This is a genomic window from Mycobacterium sp. 852002-30065_SCH5024008 (assembly GCF_001665645.1).
Taxonomy (GTDB): Bacteria; Actinomycetota; Actinomycetes; order Mycobacteriales; family Mycobacteriaceae; genus Mycobacterium; species Mycobacterium paraffinicum.
In genome coordinates, this window is sequence record NZ_LZSZ01000132.1 from 1 (window position 1) to 17,903 (window position 17,903).

The following is a 17,903-nucleotide window of genomic DNA, read 5'->3' on the forward strand; positions in this document are numbered from 1 at the left end:
GCAGCGTCTGGCCCGCTTGCAGCCCGAGCTTTCCTAGCGACAGGTCGACCTTCGCGAGCTGCGCCTCTTCCAGGGTCATGTCGTCGCGCTCGAAGTACGCGCAGCTGTAGGTGCGCGTCGGGTCCAGGAACAGCGCGAAGAACTCGTCGGACAGGTCGTAGTGCGCCTGAACGTCGTCGAAATGCGGCTCTAGGCTCACGGGCTCGCTGCGGTTCTCAGGCACAAACAACCTCTGCTGTGGTGGATTTTTGCGGCGTGCGATCAAGGGCGATCACCACGCTGGTGCCCTAGTGTATCCGGACGGTGTATGCAGCCCTTCTGGAGTGTTCCCGGTCGGTTGACTGGCCCGCCACTATGGGACACCATGGCCGCGAACCGTAGCGGTGAGGGAGATGGGGCGGCGCGATGGCTGACATCACCATGTTGATCCTCGCCGACCACGAGTGGTTCCGCGAACAGTTCGCCCAGCTGGACTACCTGCAGGCGCAGGCGCCGACCGACGAAACCGCCCTGGCGCGGGTGTGGCGTCCCCTCGCCGACAAGCTCGACGTGCACGCCTATATCGAAGAGAAGATCTTCTACCCGCAGTTGCTGAGGCGGGGCACCGACGACGCCGAGGGCGAGACACTCGACGCCATCGGGGATCACAACGACATTCGCGACGGGGTGCGTGACGCCAACGCGGCCCGGGTCGGCACCGAGCAGTGGTGGGCGGCGGTCGGGCGCACCCGGGAGGCCAACGACGAGCACATGGGCGAAGAGGAGCGGGAAGGGTTGTCCGACTTCCGTCGCGCGGCCCCCATCGGCCTTCGCGAAGCGCTAGGGCGGCAATACAGCGACTTCATGGCCGAACATCCCACCACCGAGGGGTTACCGATCGTCGACCGCGACCCTGAGCGCTACGTCGAGGATATTGAGGCCACCACGCAGTCGACGCCGCGGGAGCAGTCAACGCCCAAGGATTTCTCGCTCCGCATCGGCAGCCTGAAAGGTCAGTGAGTTCCCGCCGACCTTGGCGCGGCCACTACGATCGGCCACCGGTCGATGCAGACGATAGAGCCGGTTGGGAGTGCGATTGTGTTCGGCCCACGAGACTTCTGGGTACGCAATCCGTCGATGAATGCACGGGGCCGCCGGAGGAAATGGGCACGCAAAGACATCAGGGTCGCCGACCCGGCCATGCGCCAAACCATCATGGGGACCGCGATCGGCAACTTCATGGAGTGGTACGACTTCGGCGTTTACGGCTACATCGCCACCACCATCGCCCAGGTTTTCTATCCCGGTAAGAGCGTCAGCGGCGTTCACCTCATCGCCACGTTCGGCACGCTGGCCGCGGCGTTCGTGGTGCGCCCGCTCGGGGGGTTCATCTTCGGCCCTCTCGGCGACCGCATCGGACGACACCGGGTCCTTGTGGTCACCATCCTGATGATGACGGTGAGCACCACCGTGACCGGTTTGCTGCCCGGTTACAGCACCATCGGCATCTGGGCGCCGATCCTGCTCGTCATCGCCCGCATATTCCAGGGGTTGTCGACCGGCGGTGAGTATGTCGGCGCGATGACCTATCTGGTCGAGCAGGCCCCCGACCACAAACGCGGCATGATGGTCGGGTTTCTGCCGATGGGCAATCTGGTCGGCTTCGTGCTGGCCGGGATGATGGTGACCGGGCTGCAGACCTGGCTCCCCGACGACGCCATGCTGGCTTACGGCTGGCGGATCCCCCTGCTGCTGGGTGCGCCCTTCGGCCTGTTCGCGCTGTTCCTGCGGCTACGGCTCAAGGAGTCATCCGCATACCAGAACGCGACCGAGGGGGCGCAGCACTCGGGCGGGCGCAAACAACAATTTCGGCGCACCGTCGTGGATCAGTGGCGGGGCCTGCTGATCTGCGCGGCTCTGGTGCTGACCTCTCAGGTCGCCGACTTCATGCTGACCGGCTACCTGCCGACGTACCTCAAGCTGTTCGTGCGCGTCGGCCACACCGCCGGACTCGTGATGATCGTGGTGACGCTGGCGATCCTGATGGTCACCGTGGTGCTCGTCGCCGCGTTATCCGACCGCATCGGCGTCAAACCCATCATGTGGACGGGCTGCGCACTGCTGGTCGTGGGTTCCATTCCGGCGTTCCTGCTCATCCGCTTCGGCGCCATCTACCCGGTGATCTTCCTCGGCGTGCTGCTGATCGGGCTGATGGAGCTGTGCTTCGACAGCACAGCGCCCGCGATGCTGCCGGCCCTGTTCCCCACCAACGTGCGCTACGGGTCGCTGGCCATCTCGTACAACATCTCGATATCGGCGGTGGGCGGCACCACGCCGCTGATCGCCCAGGCGCTGGTGTCGGGCACCGGCAACGTCATGGCCCCCGCCTACATGCTGATCTTCGGTGGACTGGTGGGCGCCGTCACGCTGCTGTTCACGCCCGAGGTCGCCAGGAAGCCGCTGCCCGGGTCCGGACCCGCGGTGGAAACCGAGCGGGAGGCGCGCGAGCTGGCCGACGACGTCAGGTAATCGAAAGGCATTAAGAAGGAAGCGCTTTCAACGGGCGCACACCATGACGTTTATTTCGCGTATTCCGGCCTACTCCTAATGCATGAGAACCGCTTTTCACCACCGGTTGGGGACGCTCACCGAACAACTCGGGGCGATGTGCGCGATGGCCGGGGAGGCGATCGGAGAGGCCACGGAGGCGCTGCTGAAGGCCGACCTGGCCCTGGCGGAACGGGTCATCGCGGGCCAGGAGGACGTCGTCGCCGTCAACGCTCGCGTCGAGGAGACCGCGTTCACCCTGCTGGCATTGCAGGCGCCGGTGGCCACCGATTTGCGGGCGGTGGTCAGTGGCATTCGGATCGCCGCGGATGCTCAGCGGATGGGGGCGCTGGCGGTCCACGTGGCCGAGATCGCCCGCATGCGCCATCCCCGCAATGCCGTGCCGGAAGACGTGCGCCGACACGTCGCCGAGATGGGTGCGGTGGCCGAGCAGTTGGCCGGTGTCGCCCGAGAAGTGTTGCTGGACCAGGATCCTCGCCGAGCTGCGCAAATTCGCCGCGACGACGACGCGATGGACGAACTGCATCACCAATTGCTGGCGGCGCTGATCGATCCCGGATGGCCGCACGGTGTCGCCGCCGCGGTGGACGTCACCCTGTTGGGGCGCTTCTACGAGAGATTCGCCGACCATGCCGTTCAGATTGCTCGGCGGGTCATCTTCCAAGCCACCGGGCACTAGGTCGAAAGCGGCTGCCGCCAAACGGGTTTCGGCGGCCTGTGTGAGAAGTCCCGGCTTGGGTATATAAGCGATGTGCTCCCTCGTCATCGTCGTCCCGTCGCCCCCGGGCCCCCACCCGGGCCGGCGCGCTGATGGCGAATCCCAAGCCGGTTCCCGATGACCTGCGTCGGTTGGCCGCGGCACACGGGGTGGCCACCTCCTACCGCAACGAGCGGCGCGAGCCCGTCGAGGTCGACGCCGACGTCGTGATCCGCGTGCTCGGCCTGCTCGACGTCGACGCCGCCAGCGAAGCCGACCGTCGTCGCGAGTTGGCCAAACTGGCCGAGCGCGACCGCGCCGGCGCCCTGCCACCCACTGTTTCCGTACGCCCGGATGGGCGGCCCCGGCCGCTGCCCGGCGCGGCCCTCTTGGTGGGCGAGGACGGCGACCGCACCGAGGTGCGCGACGAGCTGCCCGGCGACCTGACCCCGGGCTGGTATCGGCTGCAGCTGCGCGACGGACAGGAGGCCACCCTGGTCGCGGCGCCACCCCAGGTACCCGCGGCCCCCGCCACCTGGGGTTGGATGCTGCAGCTCTACGCCCTCCGATCGGCCCGCTCCTGGGGCATCGGCGACTTGGGCGACCTGCGGGAATTCATGAACTGGACCGTCGCCGAGCACGGCGCCGGCGCGGTGCTGCTCAACCCGCTCAGCGCCCCCGGGCCGACCCATCCGGTGCAGCCATCGCCCTACACCCCCTCCAGCCGACGGTTCGCCAACCCGCTTTCGCTGCGCGTCGAGGACCTCGACGCCTACCGCAGGGCCGACCCGGACACCCGCGCCGAGGTGGATGCGCTGCGGGTCTCGGCAACGACCGAACGCATCGACCACGACCTCGTGTGGGCGGCCAAGCGGTCGGCGCTGGAGCTGCTCTGGCGCGCCGATGGCCGGCCCAGTCCGCTGGACGAATCGGGCGCCGGCACGGGCCTGCGCGACTGGGCCACGTACTGCGCGCTGGCCGAGCGGCACGGCGGCCGGTGGAGCCGCTGGCCGGAGCCACTGCGCGACGTCGCCGGGCCGGCCGTCGCGGTGGCGCGGCGAGAGCTGGCGCCCCGGGTGGCGTTCCACGCCTGGGTGCAGCAGCGCTGCGCCGAGCAGCTGGTCGCCGTGCGCGACACCGCCCGAAGCGCAGGGATGGCCCTGGGGGTGTTGCACGACCTCCCCGTCGGGGTCGACGCCGAGGGCGCGGACGCGTGGGCGCTGGCCGACGTGCTCGCCACCGGGGTGAGTGTCGGGGCGCCGCCGGACAACTTCACTCCCCGTGGGCAGGACTGGGGGCTGCCGCCGTGGCGGCCGGACCGCCTCGCCGCCACCGGCTACGCCGCCCTGCGTGACATGCTGCGCGCCGTCGTGACTTACGCCGACGGCCTGCGGATCGACCATGTCGCCGGCCTGTGGCGGTTGTGGTGGATTCCCCCGGGCGACGGCCCGGATCGCGGCACCTACGTGCACTATGACGCCGACGTCATGCTCGCCGTCCTCGCCCTGGAGGCGCACCGGGCCGGAGCCACCGTGGTCGGCGAGGACCTGGGCACCGTCGAACCGGAGGTGACTGAGGCGCTGGCCGGCAACGGGATGCTGGGCTGCGCGGTGTCGTGGTTCACCCGCGACGAGTCCGCCCCCGGGGAGCCGCTGCTGGCGCCGGCGCAATGGCCGTCGCGGGCGGCCGCCAGCCTGTCCACCCACGACCTACCCACGGCCGCGGGCTTCTTGCGCGCCGAGCACGTGCGGGCCCGCGCCGACCTCGGGCTGCTCGACGACGTGGCGGGTGAGCGGTCGGTGGCCGACAAGGAGCGGGCCGAGTGGTTGGAGCTGCTGCTTTCCGAGGGTCTGCTTGACGGCCCGGATCCGGACGAGGCGGCGATCATCACGGCGATGCACCGGTTGCTGGCGGCGACGCCGAGCCGCCTGAAGTTGATTTCGCCTTACGACGTGTTGGCCGAACCTCGGCAGCCCAATCTGCCGGGCACGATCGACGAGTACCCGAACTGGCGGCTCCCACTCCCGGCGACGCTGGAGGAGCTACGCGCCGACCCCAGGGTCGCCGAGATCACCGCCGCCTTCCGCGAGTCGGCCTAACCGAGTCTCACGCGCGCCGCAACACCAGCAGCTCGCTGGTCAGCGTCCCCTCGTCGAGCAGCCGCCCGATCTGTGCACTCTGGCGTTCGGCCAACTGCCAGGCCTCCGTGTGCCCGTGCCGCTCGCTCAGGGCGTCCGTCACGGCGTCGACCCGCTCGTTCCACGAGTCGGAGATCGGCGGAAGGTCCGCGGTGCCGAGCCGCTGCTCGACGTCCAGCGACGCGCGCCGGACCAGCTTGAGCAGCCCGCCGGTCGTCGGGAAATGGTTGCCGTCCAACGTCTCGTTCGCTTCGTCGCCGTGGGCGAGGAAGACGAGCAGGCCGACCCGGCCACCCGGCCGGACGACGCGGCGCAGCTCCTCGAGGACCGCCAGGTGATCCGGTGTCGTGCTCAACACGCCAAGTGCCCACGCGGCGTCGAAGCTCGAGTCCGCCACCGGTAGGGCCGACCCCACCGCGCACGCCACCGGGAAGCCGAACAACCTCTTCGCCGCGCGGCACGCACCCGTCTCCGGCTCGATGAGCACCGGCCGCACCGAGCGCTCTCGCGCCGCGTAGGCCGCGGGGCCCCCCACGCCCGCCCCGGAGTCCAGCAACGTGGCACCGGGCGCCAGGCCCATCTCCGCGATCAGCCAATCGAGGGCGGCCGGACTGCCGCTGCCCCGGCATCCGGCGGGCACGTAATAGTCCGGCCCGAGGTCGGCGGCCACCTGCGCCGTCCACTCGGCGACGGTGTCGAACTCTGCCTCCATCGCTTCCGTCATCGGCGCCCCTTTCCCCCGCAAGCGGGTGGTACCCCCACCTCATCGCTGCGTCCCCCGCAAGCGGGCGGTACCCCCACTGCATCGTCGGCGGCGCGCGTCATCGGCGCCCCTCTCCCCGTATTCGGCGACCGACCTCCGCCTTGATTTCCGCCCCGATGCGCCCGCCCGACGCGGACGCCAAACCCGACACGTTGACTCCCTCGACACCTTCGATCGAGAGCAGCGCGCGGGCCTCGGCCACCGCCGCCTCGATCCCGGCGGACACCGGATCCGGCGCGCCCAATACCCGCTCCGTCACGGCCTGATCGAGTTCCAGGCCGGGCAAGCCTTGCAGCACCGCCGCGGAGACGCTGTCGGTGAACACCGCGACCGCCGCGATCACCGGGATTGCCAGCCCCGCCGCCCGCGCCGCCGTCACGAAGTCGGCCACCATCTCGGGACGGGGCACGTGGTTGAGGACCGCCAGGCTCGCTCCGGCCCGTTGCTTCTCGACCAACCGTGCGGGCCGGGCCGCTACGGGCGGGGCGGTGGGCGTTTCGGGCACCGCGGCGACCACTCCCGTCGACGCGGCCAGCGAGACCAGGCGGGGCCCGTCGAGGTCGAAGGTCTGGGTGACCTCCGGACGCACGTCGTAGCCGCGCCCGTCGCCCGTCACGCACAACACCGTCTCCACGTTGATGCTGAGCAACCCCCGCAGTTCCTGCTCGAGCACTACGCGGTTGCGGTCGCGGCACGACAACGTGATCCACGGTGTCACGCCGGCGTCGAGCAGCAGTGACCCCATGAGCGTCGGCGGAAAATCGGGTTTGTTCTGGTGCTCCCCGACCAGGACGGCGTCGCACCCGAGCGCCAGCACGGCCGCGGTCGCCGCGACGTCCCGGCGATCGAACGGGGTGCAACTGAAATCGGTGAGCACCAGCGGCGCGCGAGCGGGACGCGCCGCGTGCTGATGGCCCGACCACGCCACCACGCCGTCGAACGCGCACGGCCCCGGGCGCATCTCGCATTGCCCGTCGGGTCGCACCCCGCCGCACGGTCCGAACTCCATTCGTTTCGGACACTCCAAACCCGCCGACATTTCACTCCCCGTGCGCCAGTGTTCGCATCGATGTACCCAAACGACCGCGCCCGCAAGCCCTTCGGCCCGGGCCGGATTCGGGGTGGCCTTTCGGGATTAGCAAACGCTCACGGCGGCTACTAGGAGATGTGCGTGTACCGCGCGGACGGTGCAGCAAAACGAACGGGGTTGACCATGGAACCGATATCGCCGACGGATGCGCTGTTCCTCATCGGCGAGTCCCGCGAGCACCCGATGCACGTGGGATCGCTTCAGCTCTTCGAGCCGCCCGAGGACGCCGGGCCCCATTTCGTCCGCGAGGCCTATCAGGCCATGCTCGAGTGCACGGATGTGCAGCCGCTGTTCCGCAAGCACCCGGCCTTCTTCGGCGGCCTGACCAACCTCGCGTGGTCGTTCGACAACGACGTCGAGCTCGACTACCACCTGCGCCGCTCGGCCCTCCCGGAGCCCGGGCGGGTCCGCGATCTGCTGGAGCTGGCGTCTCGGCTGCACGGCAGCCTGCTCGACCGCCACCGCCCGATGTGGGAAGCCCACCTCATCGAGGGCCTCCAAGACGGCCGGTACGCCGTGTACACGAAGTACCACCACTCCCTCATGGACGGCGTGTCCGCGATGCGGCTGGTGCAGCGCGCGTTCACCCCAGACCCGGACGACGACGAGGTGCGCGTCCCGTGGACCCTGGGGCCGCGCAAGCGCGGCAAGGAGCCCAAAACCCAGTCGCTGCTCGAGCGCGCCGGCCGCACCGCGGGGTCGGCGCTCGCCCTGGCACCATCCAGCCTGAAGCTGGCCCGGGCGGCGCTGCTCGAACAGCAACTCACACTGCCGTTCCGGGCGCCGCGCAGCATGTTCAACGTCCGGATCGGCGGTGCCCGGCGGGTGGCCGCGCAGTCGTGGTCGCTGGACCGGATCAAGGCGATCAAGTCGGCCGCCGGGGTGACGGTCAACGACGTCGTGCTCGCCATGTGCTCCGGGGCCCTGCGGGCCTACCTCCTGGAGCGGGATGCCCTGCCTGACGCCCCGCTGACCGCGATGGTGCCGGTCAATCTGCGCAAGACCGACGACGACCGTGGCGGCAACCTGGTCGGAACGTTCCTGTGCAACCTGGCGACCGACCTCGAAGACGCGGGGCGGCGCCTCGAGATCGTCAGCACGTCGATCCGCGACACCAAGGAGATCTTCCAACAGCTGCCCTCGGTTCAGCAGCTCGCCCTGTCCGCGTTCAATATCGGCGGCCTGTTCTTCGGGCTGATCCCCGGGTACCTGTCGGCGGCCTCACCGCCCTTCAACATCGTCATCTCCAACGTCTCGACCGGTCCCTCCGACCCGCTGTACTGGCGTGGCGCCCGGTTGGACGGCAACTATCCGCTGTCCATCCCACTCGACGGGCAGGCGGTCAACATCACGGTCACCAACAACGCCGACAACCTCGACTTCGGTCTGGTGGGCTGCCGCCGCAGCATCCCGCACCTGCAGCGGCTGCTGGGCCACCTGGAGACCTCGTTGAAGGACCTCGAGCGCGCCGTCGGCGTGTGAGCGGGTGACGGCTAGGGCCTGGTGGTGTAGTCCAGGCACACCGTCGTGCCGTTGGGCCGCGCGTTGATGGTGCAGTGGTCGGCCAGCGCATGCATCAGCAGGAGACCGCGGGATCGCCGGGGGTCGTTGAGCCGCTGCGGCGAGGGGTGATGCCAGGATCCGCGATCGCTGACGCACACGCTGATCGATTGGGCGGCGGGATCGTAGCTGGCCTGCAGTTTCATGGTGCCGACCGTGGTCTGGGCGCGGTACGCGTGCTCCACGCAGTTGGCCAGCGCCTCGTTGACCCCCAGAATGATGTCGTCGCGCACTTCAGCCGGGGCCTCGGTCATTTCTTGGAGCCACCGGCGCAGGGCGCGGCGCAGTTCCGCCGCCGTGACGACGTCGGCGGCCCCGGCGCAGGTCAATCGCGCGGGCGTCACGACCCTGGGTGGAAGTAGTGAGGTCATGCCAAGGGCATACCCAGGTGCGGGTGGGGTGCTAAACCCGTTCGCGTCTCGCTTTGGCCACGGGCGGGTACACGTTCGGAATCGGGTTGCCGTACAACGACATACAGAGGGATCTTATGGAATTCCGTGCCTTCATCGAACCGCAACAAGGCGCCGGTTATGCCGATCAGGTCGCCGTCGCCCAAACCGCCGAGCAGCTGGGCTTTGCAGCGTTTTTCCGGTCCGACCACTACCTGGCGATGAGCGGCGACGGCCTGCCGGGTCCCACCGACTCATGGGTGACCCTGGGCGCGATCGCGCGGGAGACGTCGAGCATCCGGCTGGGCACCCTGGTTACCTCCGCAACGTTTCGCTATCCGGGTCCGCTGGCCATCGCGGTAGCGCAAGTGGACGACATGAGCGCGGGGCGTGTCGAATTCGGCCTGGGCAGCGGCTGGTTCGAGAAGGAGCACCAGGCGTACGGGATTCCCTTTCCCCCGCTGCGGGAGAGGTTCGACCGGCTCAGCGAGCAGCTGGCCATCGTCACAGGGCTGTGGACCACGAAGCCGGGTGAGACCTTCGACTACGCCGGCAACTACTACACCATCGCCGGCTCGCCGGCGCTGCCCAAACCGATGCAGAGCCCGCATCCGCCGATCGTCATCGGCGGTCTCGGCGCCAAACGCACCCCGCAGCTGGCAGCGAAGTACGCGGCCGAGTTCAACATTCCGTTCGCGCCGATCGACGTGGCCGAGAAGCAATTTCAGCGGGTGGCGGACGCGGTCACCGAGGCGGGTAGGCCGTCCGACTCGATGATCTACTCAAGCGCATTCGTGCTCTGCGCCGGCCGCCGCGAACGCGAGGTGGCCCGCCGCGCCACCGCGATCGGCCGCGACCTCGACGAGTTGCGTTCGAACAGCCCGCTGGTCGGCACTCCCGCGGAGATCGTCGACAACTTGGGCGCGTGGAAACACCTCGGCGTGCAGCGCGTCTACACCCAGCTGCTGGACCTAACCGATCTCGCGCACCTGGAACTGCTGGCGAGTGAGGTTATGCCGCAACTGCTTTGAGGCTCACATGGACTCAGCGTCGGCGCGTTCCTCCTCGAGCCGATCCTTGCTCCGCAGCAGCCGCAGCAGCGTCACGAAGAGCAGCCCGCCGATCATGTTGCCCACCACGGTGTAGCCGAACCAGCCCAGCCACGTCAGGTAACCGAACGGCGCATTCCCGGTAACCAGCGCGCCGAAGATCAGCAACGAATCCAGAATCGAATGGAACAACCGCAGCCCGGCGAGCAGGAACGCGGCGGCGACGGCGGCGGCGATCTTGGCCGGCACGGAATCGGTGCCGTGTTGCATCCGGGTCATCAGCGTGATGACCATGCCGCCGAGGATCGCCAAAACCATGCTCTGCGCCGACACCGGCGCGGTGGCGAAATGGGTGCCGGACTCGATGGTCTGGGCGTGCAGCTCTGGGAAGCCCGTCATGATCAGCCACATGATCACCCAGCCGCCGACGAGGTTGGCGAACATGGTGCCGCCCCACAGTTTGGCCAGCTGGCGGAGGCTGGCGCGTTTGGCGGCCACCGTCACGACGGGAATGATGAAGCCCTCGGTGAACAGCTCGCTGCGGCCCAGCAGCAGGGCCAGGAAGCCGATCGAGAAAGCCAACCCGGCCAACAGCGGCCGGTGGGTGGCGTCCAACACCGACAGGTAGGCGAGCACACCGATCCCCACCTCGGTCCCGCCGAAAAAGCCGGTGACCAACACGCCGCGCCACGTGCGGTGCAGACGCTGGGTGCCCTCGCTCAGCATCCTGCTGAAGGCATCCTCGAGCTCGTCCTCGATGGGACTGTTGGTGTCTCCGAGCTCGCGTTGGGTCGTGTCACTCATGGTGGATGGCCTAGTACCCGTTAATCAGGGCTGGACTATCCGGTGTGAGGCATCTGACAGGAGCGGACCCCGCTGTCACCTGCGCGGTCGCAGCACCGGTGTCACCAGCTCACCGGTGTCGAGGTAACTCTCCAGGTTGCGGATCGCCAGCAACGCCATCGCCCTGCGAGTCCGGGCGGTGGCGCTGCCGATGTGCGGGAACAGCACCACGTTGTCCATGTCCAGCAGCTCGGCCGGCACGTGGGGTTCGTCGAGGAAGACGTCCAGCCCCGCACCGGCCAGGGCGCCGCCGGCCAGCAATTCCACCAGCGCGTCCTGGTCGACGACGCTGCCGCGCGCGATGTTGATGAGGTAACCCTCGGGACCCAACGCCTCGAGGACGCTCCGGTCGACCAGCCGACGCGTCTTGGGGTCGCCAGTGGTGGCCACGACGAGGACGTCGACCGATTCGGCCAGTTCCACCGGCGAGTCGGCGTAGCGGTACGGCGATCCGTCGATGCGGTGGCGGTTGTGATACGCGATGGCACAGTCGAATCCGACCAGCCTGGTCGCTATGGCCGAACCGATGCGGCCCAGGCCCAAGATCCCGACCTGCAAGCCGCTGACGTCGCGGGCGTAGGGGAATGGCCCGTCGCGCACCCAGCCGCCCGCCCGCACGTAGCGGTCGGCGGCTCCGAAACGGCGCAGGGTCATCAGGATCAGGCCCACGGCGGTGTCGGCCACGGTGTCCGAAAGCACGTCGGGCGTGTTGCTGACGCCGATGCCGCGACGCCGCGCCGCGGGCAGATCGATCAGGTCCACCCCGGCGCCGTTGTTGACGATCACCTCCAGGTGGGGCAGCGCCGCCATCGTGTAAGCGTCGACGCCGGGCGACCCCGACGTGAGCACCACACGAATGTCGGCCGCACGCTCGGACAGGAAATCGGCCCGTTCGGGGCCCTCGGGGAGCTTCGAAATCTCGTAGCGCGCGGTCAGCTCGGCTTCGAACGTCGGCTCGAAGTCACCGACCCGCAGCGCATACCTGATCTTTTTTGTCGTCACCCGTCCATCATCGAGCGTCGGCGAAATATTCGAGCGGCGGCCTTCGTTGTGACTCTCGACGGTGTCGGACATTCCCCCGGGTACCACCTCAAAACCGTCGCTTCGAGCGACCACTTGCCGAGAGGCGCGAAGACGGCACCGTCCCAAACTTTTTCATTGCGCACGGGAAGCAATCCCCCCGCGGCTTGGTTGCACCGCCAATGCGCATTGGAGTTGTGTTCCCGCAAACCGAGCTCGGTGGAGACCCCGCGGTCGTGCGTGCGTACGGCGAGGGCGTCGAAGGACTCGGATTCACCCACATCCTCGCCTACGACCACGTGGTGGGCGCCGACCCGAACGTGCACCACGGCTGGGATGGCCCCTACGACATCGATTCGACATTCCATGAACCCTTCGTCATGTTCGGCTACCTCGCCGCGATCACTTCCCTGGAACTCGTCACCGGTGTCATCATCCTGCCGCAACGACAGACGGCGCTGGTGGCCAAGCAGGCCGCCGAAGTCGATCTGCTCACCGGCGGGCGATTCCGGCTTGGTGTCGGATTGGGCTGGAACGCGGTCGAATACGAGGCGCTGGGCGAGAAGTTCACCAATCGCGGCAAGCGCTCCGAGGAGCAGCTCGAGCTGATGCGCCGGCTGTGGACCGAACGATCGGTCACCTTCGACGGGAAGTACCACACCGTGACCGCGGCGGGGCTGGCCCCATTGCCCGCCCAGCGCCCGATCCCCGTGTGGATCGGCGCGGCGTCCGACCGCGGGCTGGAACGCGCGGGACGTCTCGCGGACGGCTGGTTCCCGATGACGGCTCCCGGCCCCGGCCTCGACCACGCGCGGGAACAGGTGCGGCGCGCGGCCGCGGCCGCCGGGCGCGACGCGGAAAGCCTCGGGATGGAAGGCCGGGTCAGCTGGGTCGGCGACCGCGCAAAGGCCGCGGCCGACATCGCGGCCTGGCGGGCCGCGGGCGCCACCCACGTGTCGGTCAACACGATGAACGCCGGCCTCGCGACGGTCGATGATCACCTCGCCGTGCTGAAGCGGATCGCCGCCGACCTGACCTAGCAATCCGCGGGTAGGGCTAGCCGGTGTCGGCTTCGACCAGGCTGAGGTGGACCGCGCGACCGTTGGCCTTCGACGACTTGCCCACCCCTCCATAGGGTTCCATCGGTCCGTTATGGACCTTGACCGCTCCCCCCGTGGCGCAGTGCCGCCGCTGCCAGTCGCTGATCGCCTGATGGGCAGCGTGATCGAGGTAGTTGGCCACCAGGTGGATGGTGACCGTGGTGCGCTCGGGGATCGTCGCGAGCACACCCGTCAGCCGAGGCAGGGCCAGGAAGGTGCACGCCCCTTCGATGAACACGTGCCATTCGTCGCCCACGGGCTTCGCCTCCACCCTGGCCCGAACCACCCGCCAACCGGTCACGACGACGGCCACGGCCAGCCCAATCATGACGCCGTGCAACAGGTTCAGGAAGACGACGCCGACAATGGTCACCAGATAGACGACGAGATCGCCGTTGCGCGACGCGGTCTCGATGTGTGCGGGCTTCAGCAGCTCGATCCCGATGACGATGAGTAAGCCGGCGAGCGCCGCGGTGGGGATCTGTTCGACCAATCCCGCGAAGGGGACGGCGAACACCAGAATCCAGACCCCGTGCATGATCGTCGAGGCGCGGGTTTTCGCACCCGCGTTGACATTAGCCGCGCTGCGCACGATCACGCCGGCGATGGGAAGCCCGCCGATTGCGCCGGACACCATGTTCGCCGCGCCCTGCCCGATCAGCTCCCGGTTGAAGTCGGTGCGCGGCCCGGTGTGCATCCGGTCGATCGAGACGGCCGTCAGCAGGCTTTGGACGCTGGTGATCAGCGTGACCGTGATCACCGCGATCACGACGGCCCCCCAATTCCCGTCGGGAAGCTGCGGCAGCTGCAGGGCCTCAAGCACCGAGCCCTCCAACCTGATGCGGGATACGTTGAACGGCAACACGACCGACATGACCGTAGCGACGACGATGGCGACCAGTGGGCCAGGCACCTTGGCCAACCGGGCCGGTGCCCAGCGCCACGCAATCAGAATGGCGATGACGAGCAGACCCAGCACGAGGCCCGGCCGATGCGCGCCGGCGATCTGCGCGGGCAACCCGACGACATTTGACCAGGCCGAGCTCTGCGATTCACCGCCCAGCAGTACGTGCACCTGTTGCAGGGCGATGGTGATTCCGATGCCGGCCAGCATGGCGTGCACGACAACCGGCGAGATCGCCAAGGCGGCGCGCGCAATCCGGCTGATGCCCAACATGACTTGCAGTGCTCCCGCAATTACGGTGATCAAACAGGTTACCGCCCAGCCAAACTGGGAAATCAGGTCGGCGACAACGACCGTGAGCCCGGCGGCCGGACCACTGACCTGCAACGGTGATCCGCCGATACACCCGGCGACGATCCCGCCGACGATCGCCGCTATCAAGCCGGACAGCACTGGAGCGTCCGAGGCGATCGCGATCCCGAGTGACAACGGAAGCGCCACCAGGAAAACCACTAACGAGGCCGGCAAGTCGTATTGCATGGCCGCGCGCCACCGGTCAACTCGATTCGGTTGACCCTTCTGGAAGTCTTGTTGACCTAGCCGCCCGGCGTGTTGCATCGGCCCTCCCTGGAAATGTGCATGAGGAAGCGCGCCGGATATCAGCCCGTGATGCGCCCGGATAGTTCGATGTAAAGCCCTGTGGCACTGGCGATTACCAGTCGCGGGAACGTCGTTGTTCTGCTAAGCGTGCCTGGCCTATGCATATCGAAGGTATGGGGCGGCCAAGCTGGTCGCAACCTGACGGGCCGCGCGCATATCGAATGCAAATCTTTTGCCGTCGATAGCTGTCGAATGACCGTCGGCGCTTTTTGCCGAAATACGTTGACGCGCGGTCTATTACTCCAGCACGAAGACTGGTATCTGCCTCGTTGTCTTGGTCTGGTACTCGGCATAGGGCGGATAGGCTTCGACGGCTCGCTGCCACCACTGCTCGCGCTCCGACCCGTCGAGCTCGCGTGCCCTTAGCGTGACGACCCTCTCGCCATCCTGCAGCGTGACCTCCGGATTGACTTTCAGATTGAAATACCACGACGGATGCGCGGGGGCGCCCCCTTTCGACGCGACCATGGCATAACGACCGTCGCTTTCGACGCGCATCATCGGCACGTAACGCTTTTTGCCGGATTTTGCCCCGGTGACCGTCACCAAAACGACGGGCCGGTCGAGAATCTCGACCCCGTGGGTCGTGCCCTGTTTCAGGATTTGCTCGGTCTGCTCGCGTACCCAGTCCCTCGGGCTCATTTCGATGTCGTCAGCCATACCTGATCTCAACACGTCGTCGCGCCTTCGTCATCCCCGTGCGCATCGCCGAACGGTCGGTCCGGGCCTGGAAGCGTAGAGTGGGCCTCAACGCTTAAATGAGCTAACTAATGGCGGAGAGGAGTCGGGTAGTGGCCCGCACCGAGAACGACACGTGGGATCTGGCCTCCAGCGTCGGAGCGACCGCGACGGCGGTCGCCGCGCAACGGGCGATCGCTTCCCAAGGGCCGGACCCCTTGCTTAACGACCCCTTCGCGGATCCGCTCGTCCGCGCCGTGGGCAGCGACGTCTTCGTCAAGCTCATCGATCACGAGGTCGACCGATCCGACGATCCCCTGCTGAATCGCCAGGCCGTGAACGAGCAGATTACGGTGCGCACCCGCTACTTCGACGACTTCTTCACGCAGGCAACCGGATCCGGTATTCGCCAGGCGGTGATCCTGGCGTCCGGGCTCGACACCCGGGCCTACCGGCTGGCCTGGCCGCCCGGAACGATTGTCTATGAGATCGACCAGCCCGAGGTCATCGAGTTCAAGACGCGGGTACTGGCCGAGCTGGGCGCCGAACCCACCGCCGAGCGCCGCACGGTGGCGATCGACCTGCGCGAGGACTGGCCGGCCGCGCTGGTCGAGGCCGGGTTCGAGGTGAACGCGCCGACGGCCTGGAGCGCCGAAGGCCTGCTTGTCTACCTACCGCCCGAGGCGCAGGACCGCCTGTTCGACAACATCGTCGCCTTGTCGGCGGCGGGCAGCCGGATCGCCACCGAACACATAGATCTGCGCAACATCCCGCCGGACTGGGCGCAGAAGCTGACCGAACGGTCGCAGCGTCTCGGTTCCAAGATCAACCTGGCCGAGCTTTTCTATACCGGCGACCGCAACACCGCGGCCGAGTACCTGGCCGGGCATGGCTGGCAGGTCGACATCCGGACCACCGACGATGCCTTTGCCGCTCACGGATTCGAGGTACCGAATGACGAGCTGGCCTCATTCGGTGAAGACTCCGGTTACCTCACGGCGACCCTCGAGTAAACGGGATTCTCACGCATCAGTTCCATTGACATATATCAGTCCGGTTGATATACAAGTGGTATGTCTCAGCCGACTCAAGATATGTTCGAATCCGCCTACCGGGGCGAGGCCCCCGAGATGGGTGAAGGCAATCGGCCGCCGTGGAGCATCGGCGAGCCGCAGCCGGAGATCGCGGCCCTCATTGAGGCCGGGAAGTTCCATGGTGACGTGCTCGACGCGGGTTGCGGAGAGGCGGCGGTGTCGTTGTTCCTCGCCGAGCGCGGCTTCACCACGGTGGGCCTGGACCAGTCGCCCACCGGCATCAAACTGGCGCGCGAGAAGGCCGCCAGGCGCGGCCTGACCAATGCCACGTTCGATGTCGCCGACATCAGTGCGTTCGGCGGTTATGACGGGCGCTTCGGCACGATCGTCGACAGCACCCTTTTTCACTCGATGCCCGTCGAGTTGCGCGAGGGCTATCAGCAGTCCATCGTGCGTGCAGCCGCGCCGGGTGCCTCCTACTTTGTGTTGGTCTTCGACCGCGAGGGCATGCCTGCCGACGGCCCGGTCAATGCAGTCACCGAGGAGGAACTTCGGGACGTGGTCTCCAAGTACTGGGTGGTTGACGACATCCGGCCGGCGCGGATCCACGCCAACGTGCCCGACAGCTTCCTGGAAGGATTCGGGGCCTTCGCCGGCGCAAACATCCGCGACGAGGGCAACGGCCGCAAGTCGATGGGCGCCTGGCTGCTATCCGCTCATCTCGGCTAGCTGGCGCGCACGGCCGGGCAGGTTTCGAGCCGTGGGATTCGGGAGATCCTGACTGGAGCAGCGCAAACGGTCAGAGGAGATCCCACGTGGACCAGCAAGTCAATTTCGACCCGCCACCCGCCCCCGAGGACGCCCGGCAGGCGACCGAAGAACAGCGCAGGTTGCAGGAGCAACTGGAGCACCAGAACGATGACCCGGACGCGCCGGGATTACACCAGTCCCGGCGCGACCTTCCCGACGAGAGCACGCGCTAGGCGGGTTGCTAGCGGGCGGGGCAACCGTCGTATCGAAATCGGTTATGCGCCAGCGCATGGCGTCCGATTCCGGTCAGGAATCTCACGGACAACACTAGCTCTTGGAGCTCCGGCGGTCCTGCGCGAGAATTACGGCCGCCAACCCCACCAGCGTGAGGGCGCCGAGGGCGGCCGCGGGAATCGCCCACACGCGCCGGACCATCAGGGCGTTGTCGCATTGGCCTACGTAGTTCGTGCTCGACATGCCAACTCCGCCGCCGCCGTGGCCCTTCTTCGTTTCGTCGGCGCTCGACGCTTGGGTTAAATCAGTCGTGAAACCGCTGCCGCATTTGACCTGCCAACCGAATTGATCATAGGCGTCGATGAACACCGGGAAGCGCAGGGCGAATAACCCGACGGCTAAAGCGATTACGGCCGCTGACACAACAAGAGGCCCGCGTTTCACGAT

General features: G+C 67.6%; 19 protein-coding genes and 1 pseudogene. 10 read left to right on the forward strand and 10 right to left on the reverse strand.

What is annotated here, in order from left to right:
• Positions 1 to 223: class I SAM-dependent methyltransferase (locus A5781_RS16680; protein ID WP_369817741.1), on the reverse strand; the 223-nt coding region annotated here is incomplete at its 3' end.
• A 182-nt stretch (positions 224 to 405) separates the two neighbouring features.
• On the opposite strand from A5781_RS16680, the gene A5781_RS16685 reads away from it, so the two are divergent.
• The 4 genes from A5781_RS16685 (at position 406) to malQ (ending at position 5,343) form a co-directional block, all read left to right on the forward strand.
• Entirely contained in the window at positions 406 to 999 is a 594-nt protein-coding gene (locus A5781_RS16685; protein WP_067208434.1) for a hemerythrin domain-containing protein, read from the forward strand.
• Positions 1,000 to 1,179: 180 nt separating this feature from the next.
• A complete protein-coding gene (locus A5781_RS16690; RefSeq protein WP_067208437.1) occupies positions 1,180 to 2,508 on the forward strand; it encodes an MFS transporter in 1,329 nt (442 codons plus the stop codon).
• Between the two features lie 82 nt (positions 2,509 to 2,590).
• Positions 2,591 to 3,226, forward strand: coding sequence for a phosphate signaling complex protein PhoU (phoU, locus tag A5781_RS16695; RefSeq protein ID WP_067208440.1), 636 nt, complete (start codon positions 2,591 to 2,593; stop codon positions 3,224 to 3,226).
• A 131-nt stretch (positions 3,227 to 3,357) separates the two neighbouring features.
• Positions 3,358 to 5,343, forward strand: coding sequence for a 4-alpha-glucanotransferase (gene malQ, locus A5781_RS16700; protein ID WP_067208444.1), 1,986 nt, complete (start codon positions 3,358 to 3,360; stop codon positions 5,341 to 5,343).
• A gap of 7 nt (positions 5,344 to 5,350) precedes the next feature.
• Here the strand turns inward: malQ and A5781_RS16705 are convergent, their stop codons facing one another.
• The 3 genes and pseudogenes from A5781_RS16705 to A5781_RS16710 all read right to left on the reverse strand — a co-directional run bounded on the left by A5781_RS16705 (position 5,351) and on the right by A5781_RS16710 (position 7,184).
• Positions 5,351 to 6,106, reverse strand: coding sequence for a class I SAM-dependent methyltransferase (locus A5781_RS16705; RefSeq protein WP_067208447.1), 756 nt, complete (start codon positions 6,104 to 6,106; stop codon positions 5,351 to 5,353).
• A gap of 26 nt (positions 6,107 to 6,132) precedes the next feature.
• Positions 6,133 to 6,207, reverse strand: a pseudogene (locus A5781_RS26570) (hypothetical protein); the annotation flags it as partial.
• Positions 6,204 to 7,184, reverse strand: a complete 981-nt coding sequence (locus tag A5781_RS16710) for a methylenetetrahydrofolate reductase C-terminal domain-containing protein (protein WP_067208450.1) — start codon at positions 7,182 to 7,184, stop codon at positions 6,204 to 6,206. The pseudogene A5781_RS26570 and the gene A5781_RS16710, both read right to left, overlap by 4 nt.
• Positions 7,185 to 7,358: 174 nt before the next feature.
• Here A5781_RS16710 and A5781_RS16715 point away from each other — a divergent pair, with 174 nt between their 5' ends.
• On the forward strand, positions 7,359 to 8,717 hold the full coding sequence (locus A5781_RS16715; protein WP_067208453.1) for a wax ester/triacylglycerol synthase family O-acyltransferase: 1,359 nt from the start codon (positions 7,359 to 7,361) through the stop codon (positions 8,715 to 8,717).
• Between the two features lie 11 nt (positions 8,718 to 8,728).
• On the opposite strand, the gene A5781_RS16720 is transcribed toward A5781_RS16715, so the two are convergent.
• Positions 8,729 to 9,166, reverse strand: a complete 438-nt coding sequence (locus A5781_RS16720) for an ATP-binding protein (protein ID WP_067208456.1) — start codon at positions 9,164 to 9,166, stop codon at positions 8,729 to 8,731.
• Between the two features lie 116 nt (positions 9,167 to 9,282).
• Here A5781_RS16720 and A5781_RS16725 point away from each other — a divergent pair, with 116 nt between their 5' ends.
• Positions 9,283 to 10,215: an LLM class F420-dependent oxidoreductase gene (locus A5781_RS16725; RefSeq protein ID WP_067208460.1), complete on the forward strand. Its 933-nt coding sequence runs from the start codon at positions 9,283 to 9,285 to the stop codon at positions 10,213 to 10,215.
• 3 nt (positions 10,216 to 10,218) lie between these two features.
• On the opposite strand, the gene A5781_RS16730 is transcribed toward A5781_RS16725, so the two are convergent.
• Both A5781_RS16730 and A5781_RS16735 read right to left on the reverse strand, forming a co-directional pair.
• Positions 10,219 to 11,037 carry a formate/nitrite transporter family protein gene (locus A5781_RS16730; protein ID WP_067208463.1) on the reverse strand — a complete coding sequence of 273 codons (819 nt, stop codon included), beginning with the start codon at positions 11,035 to 11,037 and terminating at the stop codon, positions 10,219 to 10,221.
• Between the two features lie 75 nt (positions 11,038 to 11,112).
• Positions 11,113 to 12,150, reverse strand: a complete 1,038-nt coding sequence (locus tag A5781_RS16735) for a 2-hydroxyacid dehydrogenase (protein WP_197503874.1) — start codon at positions 12,148 to 12,150, stop codon at positions 11,113 to 11,115.
• Positions 12,151 to 12,278: 128 nt separating this feature from the next.
• On the opposite strand from A5781_RS16735, the gene A5781_RS16740 reads away from it, so the two are divergent.
• Positions 12,279 to 13,136 carry an LLM class F420-dependent oxidoreductase gene (locus A5781_RS16740; protein ID WP_067208466.1) on the forward strand — a complete coding sequence of 286 codons (858 nt, stop codon included), beginning with the start codon at positions 12,279 to 12,281 and terminating at the stop codon, positions 13,134 to 13,136.
• Between the two features lie 16 nt (positions 13,137 to 13,152).
• On the opposite strand, the gene A5781_RS16745 is transcribed toward A5781_RS16740, so the two are convergent.
• Positions 13,153 to 14,640, reverse strand: coding sequence for a SulP family inorganic anion transporter (locus A5781_RS16745; RefSeq protein WP_067208469.1), 1,488 nt, complete (start codon positions 14,638 to 14,640; stop codon positions 13,153 to 13,155).
• Between the two features lie 357 nt (positions 14,641 to 14,997).
• Positions 14,998 to 15,420 carry a nitroreductase family deazaflavin-dependent oxidoreductase gene (locus tag A5781_RS16750; RefSeq protein WP_067208472.1) on the reverse strand — a complete coding sequence of 141 codons (423 nt, stop codon included), beginning with the start codon at positions 15,418 to 15,420 and terminating at the stop codon, positions 14,998 to 15,000.
• A 131-nt stretch (positions 15,421 to 15,551) separates the two neighbouring features.
• Between A5781_RS16750 and A5781_RS16755 the strand changes: the two genes are divergently transcribed.
• The 3 genes from A5781_RS16755 (at position 15,552) to A5781_RS25910 (ending at position 17,455) form a co-directional block, all read left to right on the forward strand.
• Positions 15,552 to 16,451, forward strand: a complete 900-nt coding sequence (locus A5781_RS16755; protein ID WP_067208476.1) for a class I SAM-dependent methyltransferase — start codon at positions 15,552 to 15,554, stop codon at positions 16,449 to 16,451.
• 60 nt (positions 16,452 to 16,511) lie between these two features.
• Positions 16,512 to 17,201: a class I SAM-dependent methyltransferase gene (locus A5781_RS16760; protein WP_067208480.1), complete on the forward strand. Its 690-nt coding sequence runs from the start codon at positions 16,512 to 16,514 to the stop codon at positions 17,199 to 17,201.
• An 86-nt stretch (positions 17,202 to 17,287) separates the two neighbouring features.
• The gene (locus A5781_RS25910; protein ID WP_197503783.1) at positions 17,288 to 17,455 is read left to right on the forward strand and encodes a hypothetical protein; all 168 of its coding nucleotides are present in this window, start codon (positions 17,288 to 17,290) and stop codon (positions 17,453 to 17,455) included.
• A 94-nt stretch (positions 17,456 to 17,549) separates the two neighbouring features.
• Here the strand turns inward: A5781_RS25910 and A5781_RS16765 are convergent, their stop codons facing one another.
• Positions 17,550 to 17,900 carry a hypothetical protein gene (locus A5781_RS16765; protein ID WP_156624731.1) on the reverse strand — a complete coding sequence of 117 codons (351 nt, stop codon included), beginning with the start codon at positions 17,898 to 17,900 and terminating at the stop codon, positions 17,550 to 17,552.
• Between the last annotated feature and the right edge of the window lie 3 nt (positions 17,901 to 17,903).

What these genes read in the sequence shown, in the direction of transcription:
- A5781_RS16725 (WP_067208460.1), top strand. Translation starts at nt 9,283, where the DNA reads ATGGAATTCCGTGCCTTCATCGAACCGCAACAAGGCGCCGGTTATGCC.
- A5781_RS16715 (WP_067208453.1), top strand. Translation starts at nt 7,359, where the DNA reads ATGGAACCGATATCGCCGACGGATGCGCTGTTCCTCATCGGCGAGTCC.
- A5781_RS16730 (WP_067208463.1), bottom strand. Translation starts at nt 11,037, where the DNA reads ATGAGTGACACGACCCAACGCGAGCTCGGAGACACCAACAGTCCCATC.
- A5781_RS16705 (WP_067208447.1), bottom strand. Translation starts at nt 6,106, where the DNA reads ATGACGGAAGCGATGGAGGCAGAGTTCGACACCGTCGCCGAGTGGACG.
- A5781_RS16735 (WP_197503874.1), bottom strand. Translation starts at nt 12,150, where the DNA reads ATGTCCGACACCGTCGAGAGTCACAACGAAGGCCGCCGCTCGAATATT.
- A5781_RS16760 (WP_067208480.1), top strand. Translation starts at nt 16,512, where the DNA reads ATGTCTCAGCCGACTCAAGATATGTTCGAATCCGCCTACCGGGGCGAG.
- A5781_RS16720 (WP_067208456.1), bottom strand. Translation starts at nt 9,166, where the DNA reads ATGACCTCACTACTTCCACCCAGGGTCGTGACGCCCGCGCGATTGACC.
- A5781_RS16685 (WP_067208434.1), top strand. Translation starts at nt 406, where the DNA reads ATGGCTGACATCACCATGTTGATCCTCGCCGACCACGAGTGGTTCCGC.
- A5781_RS16740 (WP_067208466.1), top strand. Translation starts at nt 12,279, where the DNA reads ATGCGCATTGGAGTTGTGTTCCCGCAAACCGAGCTCGGTGGAGACCCC.
- A5781_RS16710 (WP_067208450.1), bottom strand. Translation starts at nt 7,184, where the DNA reads ATGTCGGCGGGTTTGGAGTGTCCGAAACGAATGGAGTTCGGACCGTGC.
- A5781_RS16745 (WP_067208469.1), bottom strand. Translation starts at nt 14,640, where the DNA reads ATGCAATACGACTTGCCGGCCTCGTTAGTGGTTTTCCTGGTGGCGCTT.
- A5781_RS16750 (WP_067208472.1), bottom strand. Translation starts at nt 15,420, where the DNA reads ATGGCTGACGACATCGAAATGAGCCCGAGGGACTGGGTACGCGAGCAG.
- phoU (WP_067208440.1), top strand. Translation starts at nt 2,591, where the DNA reads ATGAGAACCGCTTTTCACCACCGGTTGGGGACGCTCACCGAACAACTC.
- malQ (WP_067208444.1), top strand. Translation starts at nt 3,358, where the DNA reads ATGGCGAATCCCAAGCCGGTTCCCGATGACCTGCGTCGGTTGGCCGCG.
- A5781_RS16690 (WP_067208437.1), top strand. Translation starts at nt 1,180, where the DNA reads ATGCGCCAAACCATCATGGGGACCGCGATCGGCAACTTCATGGAGTGG.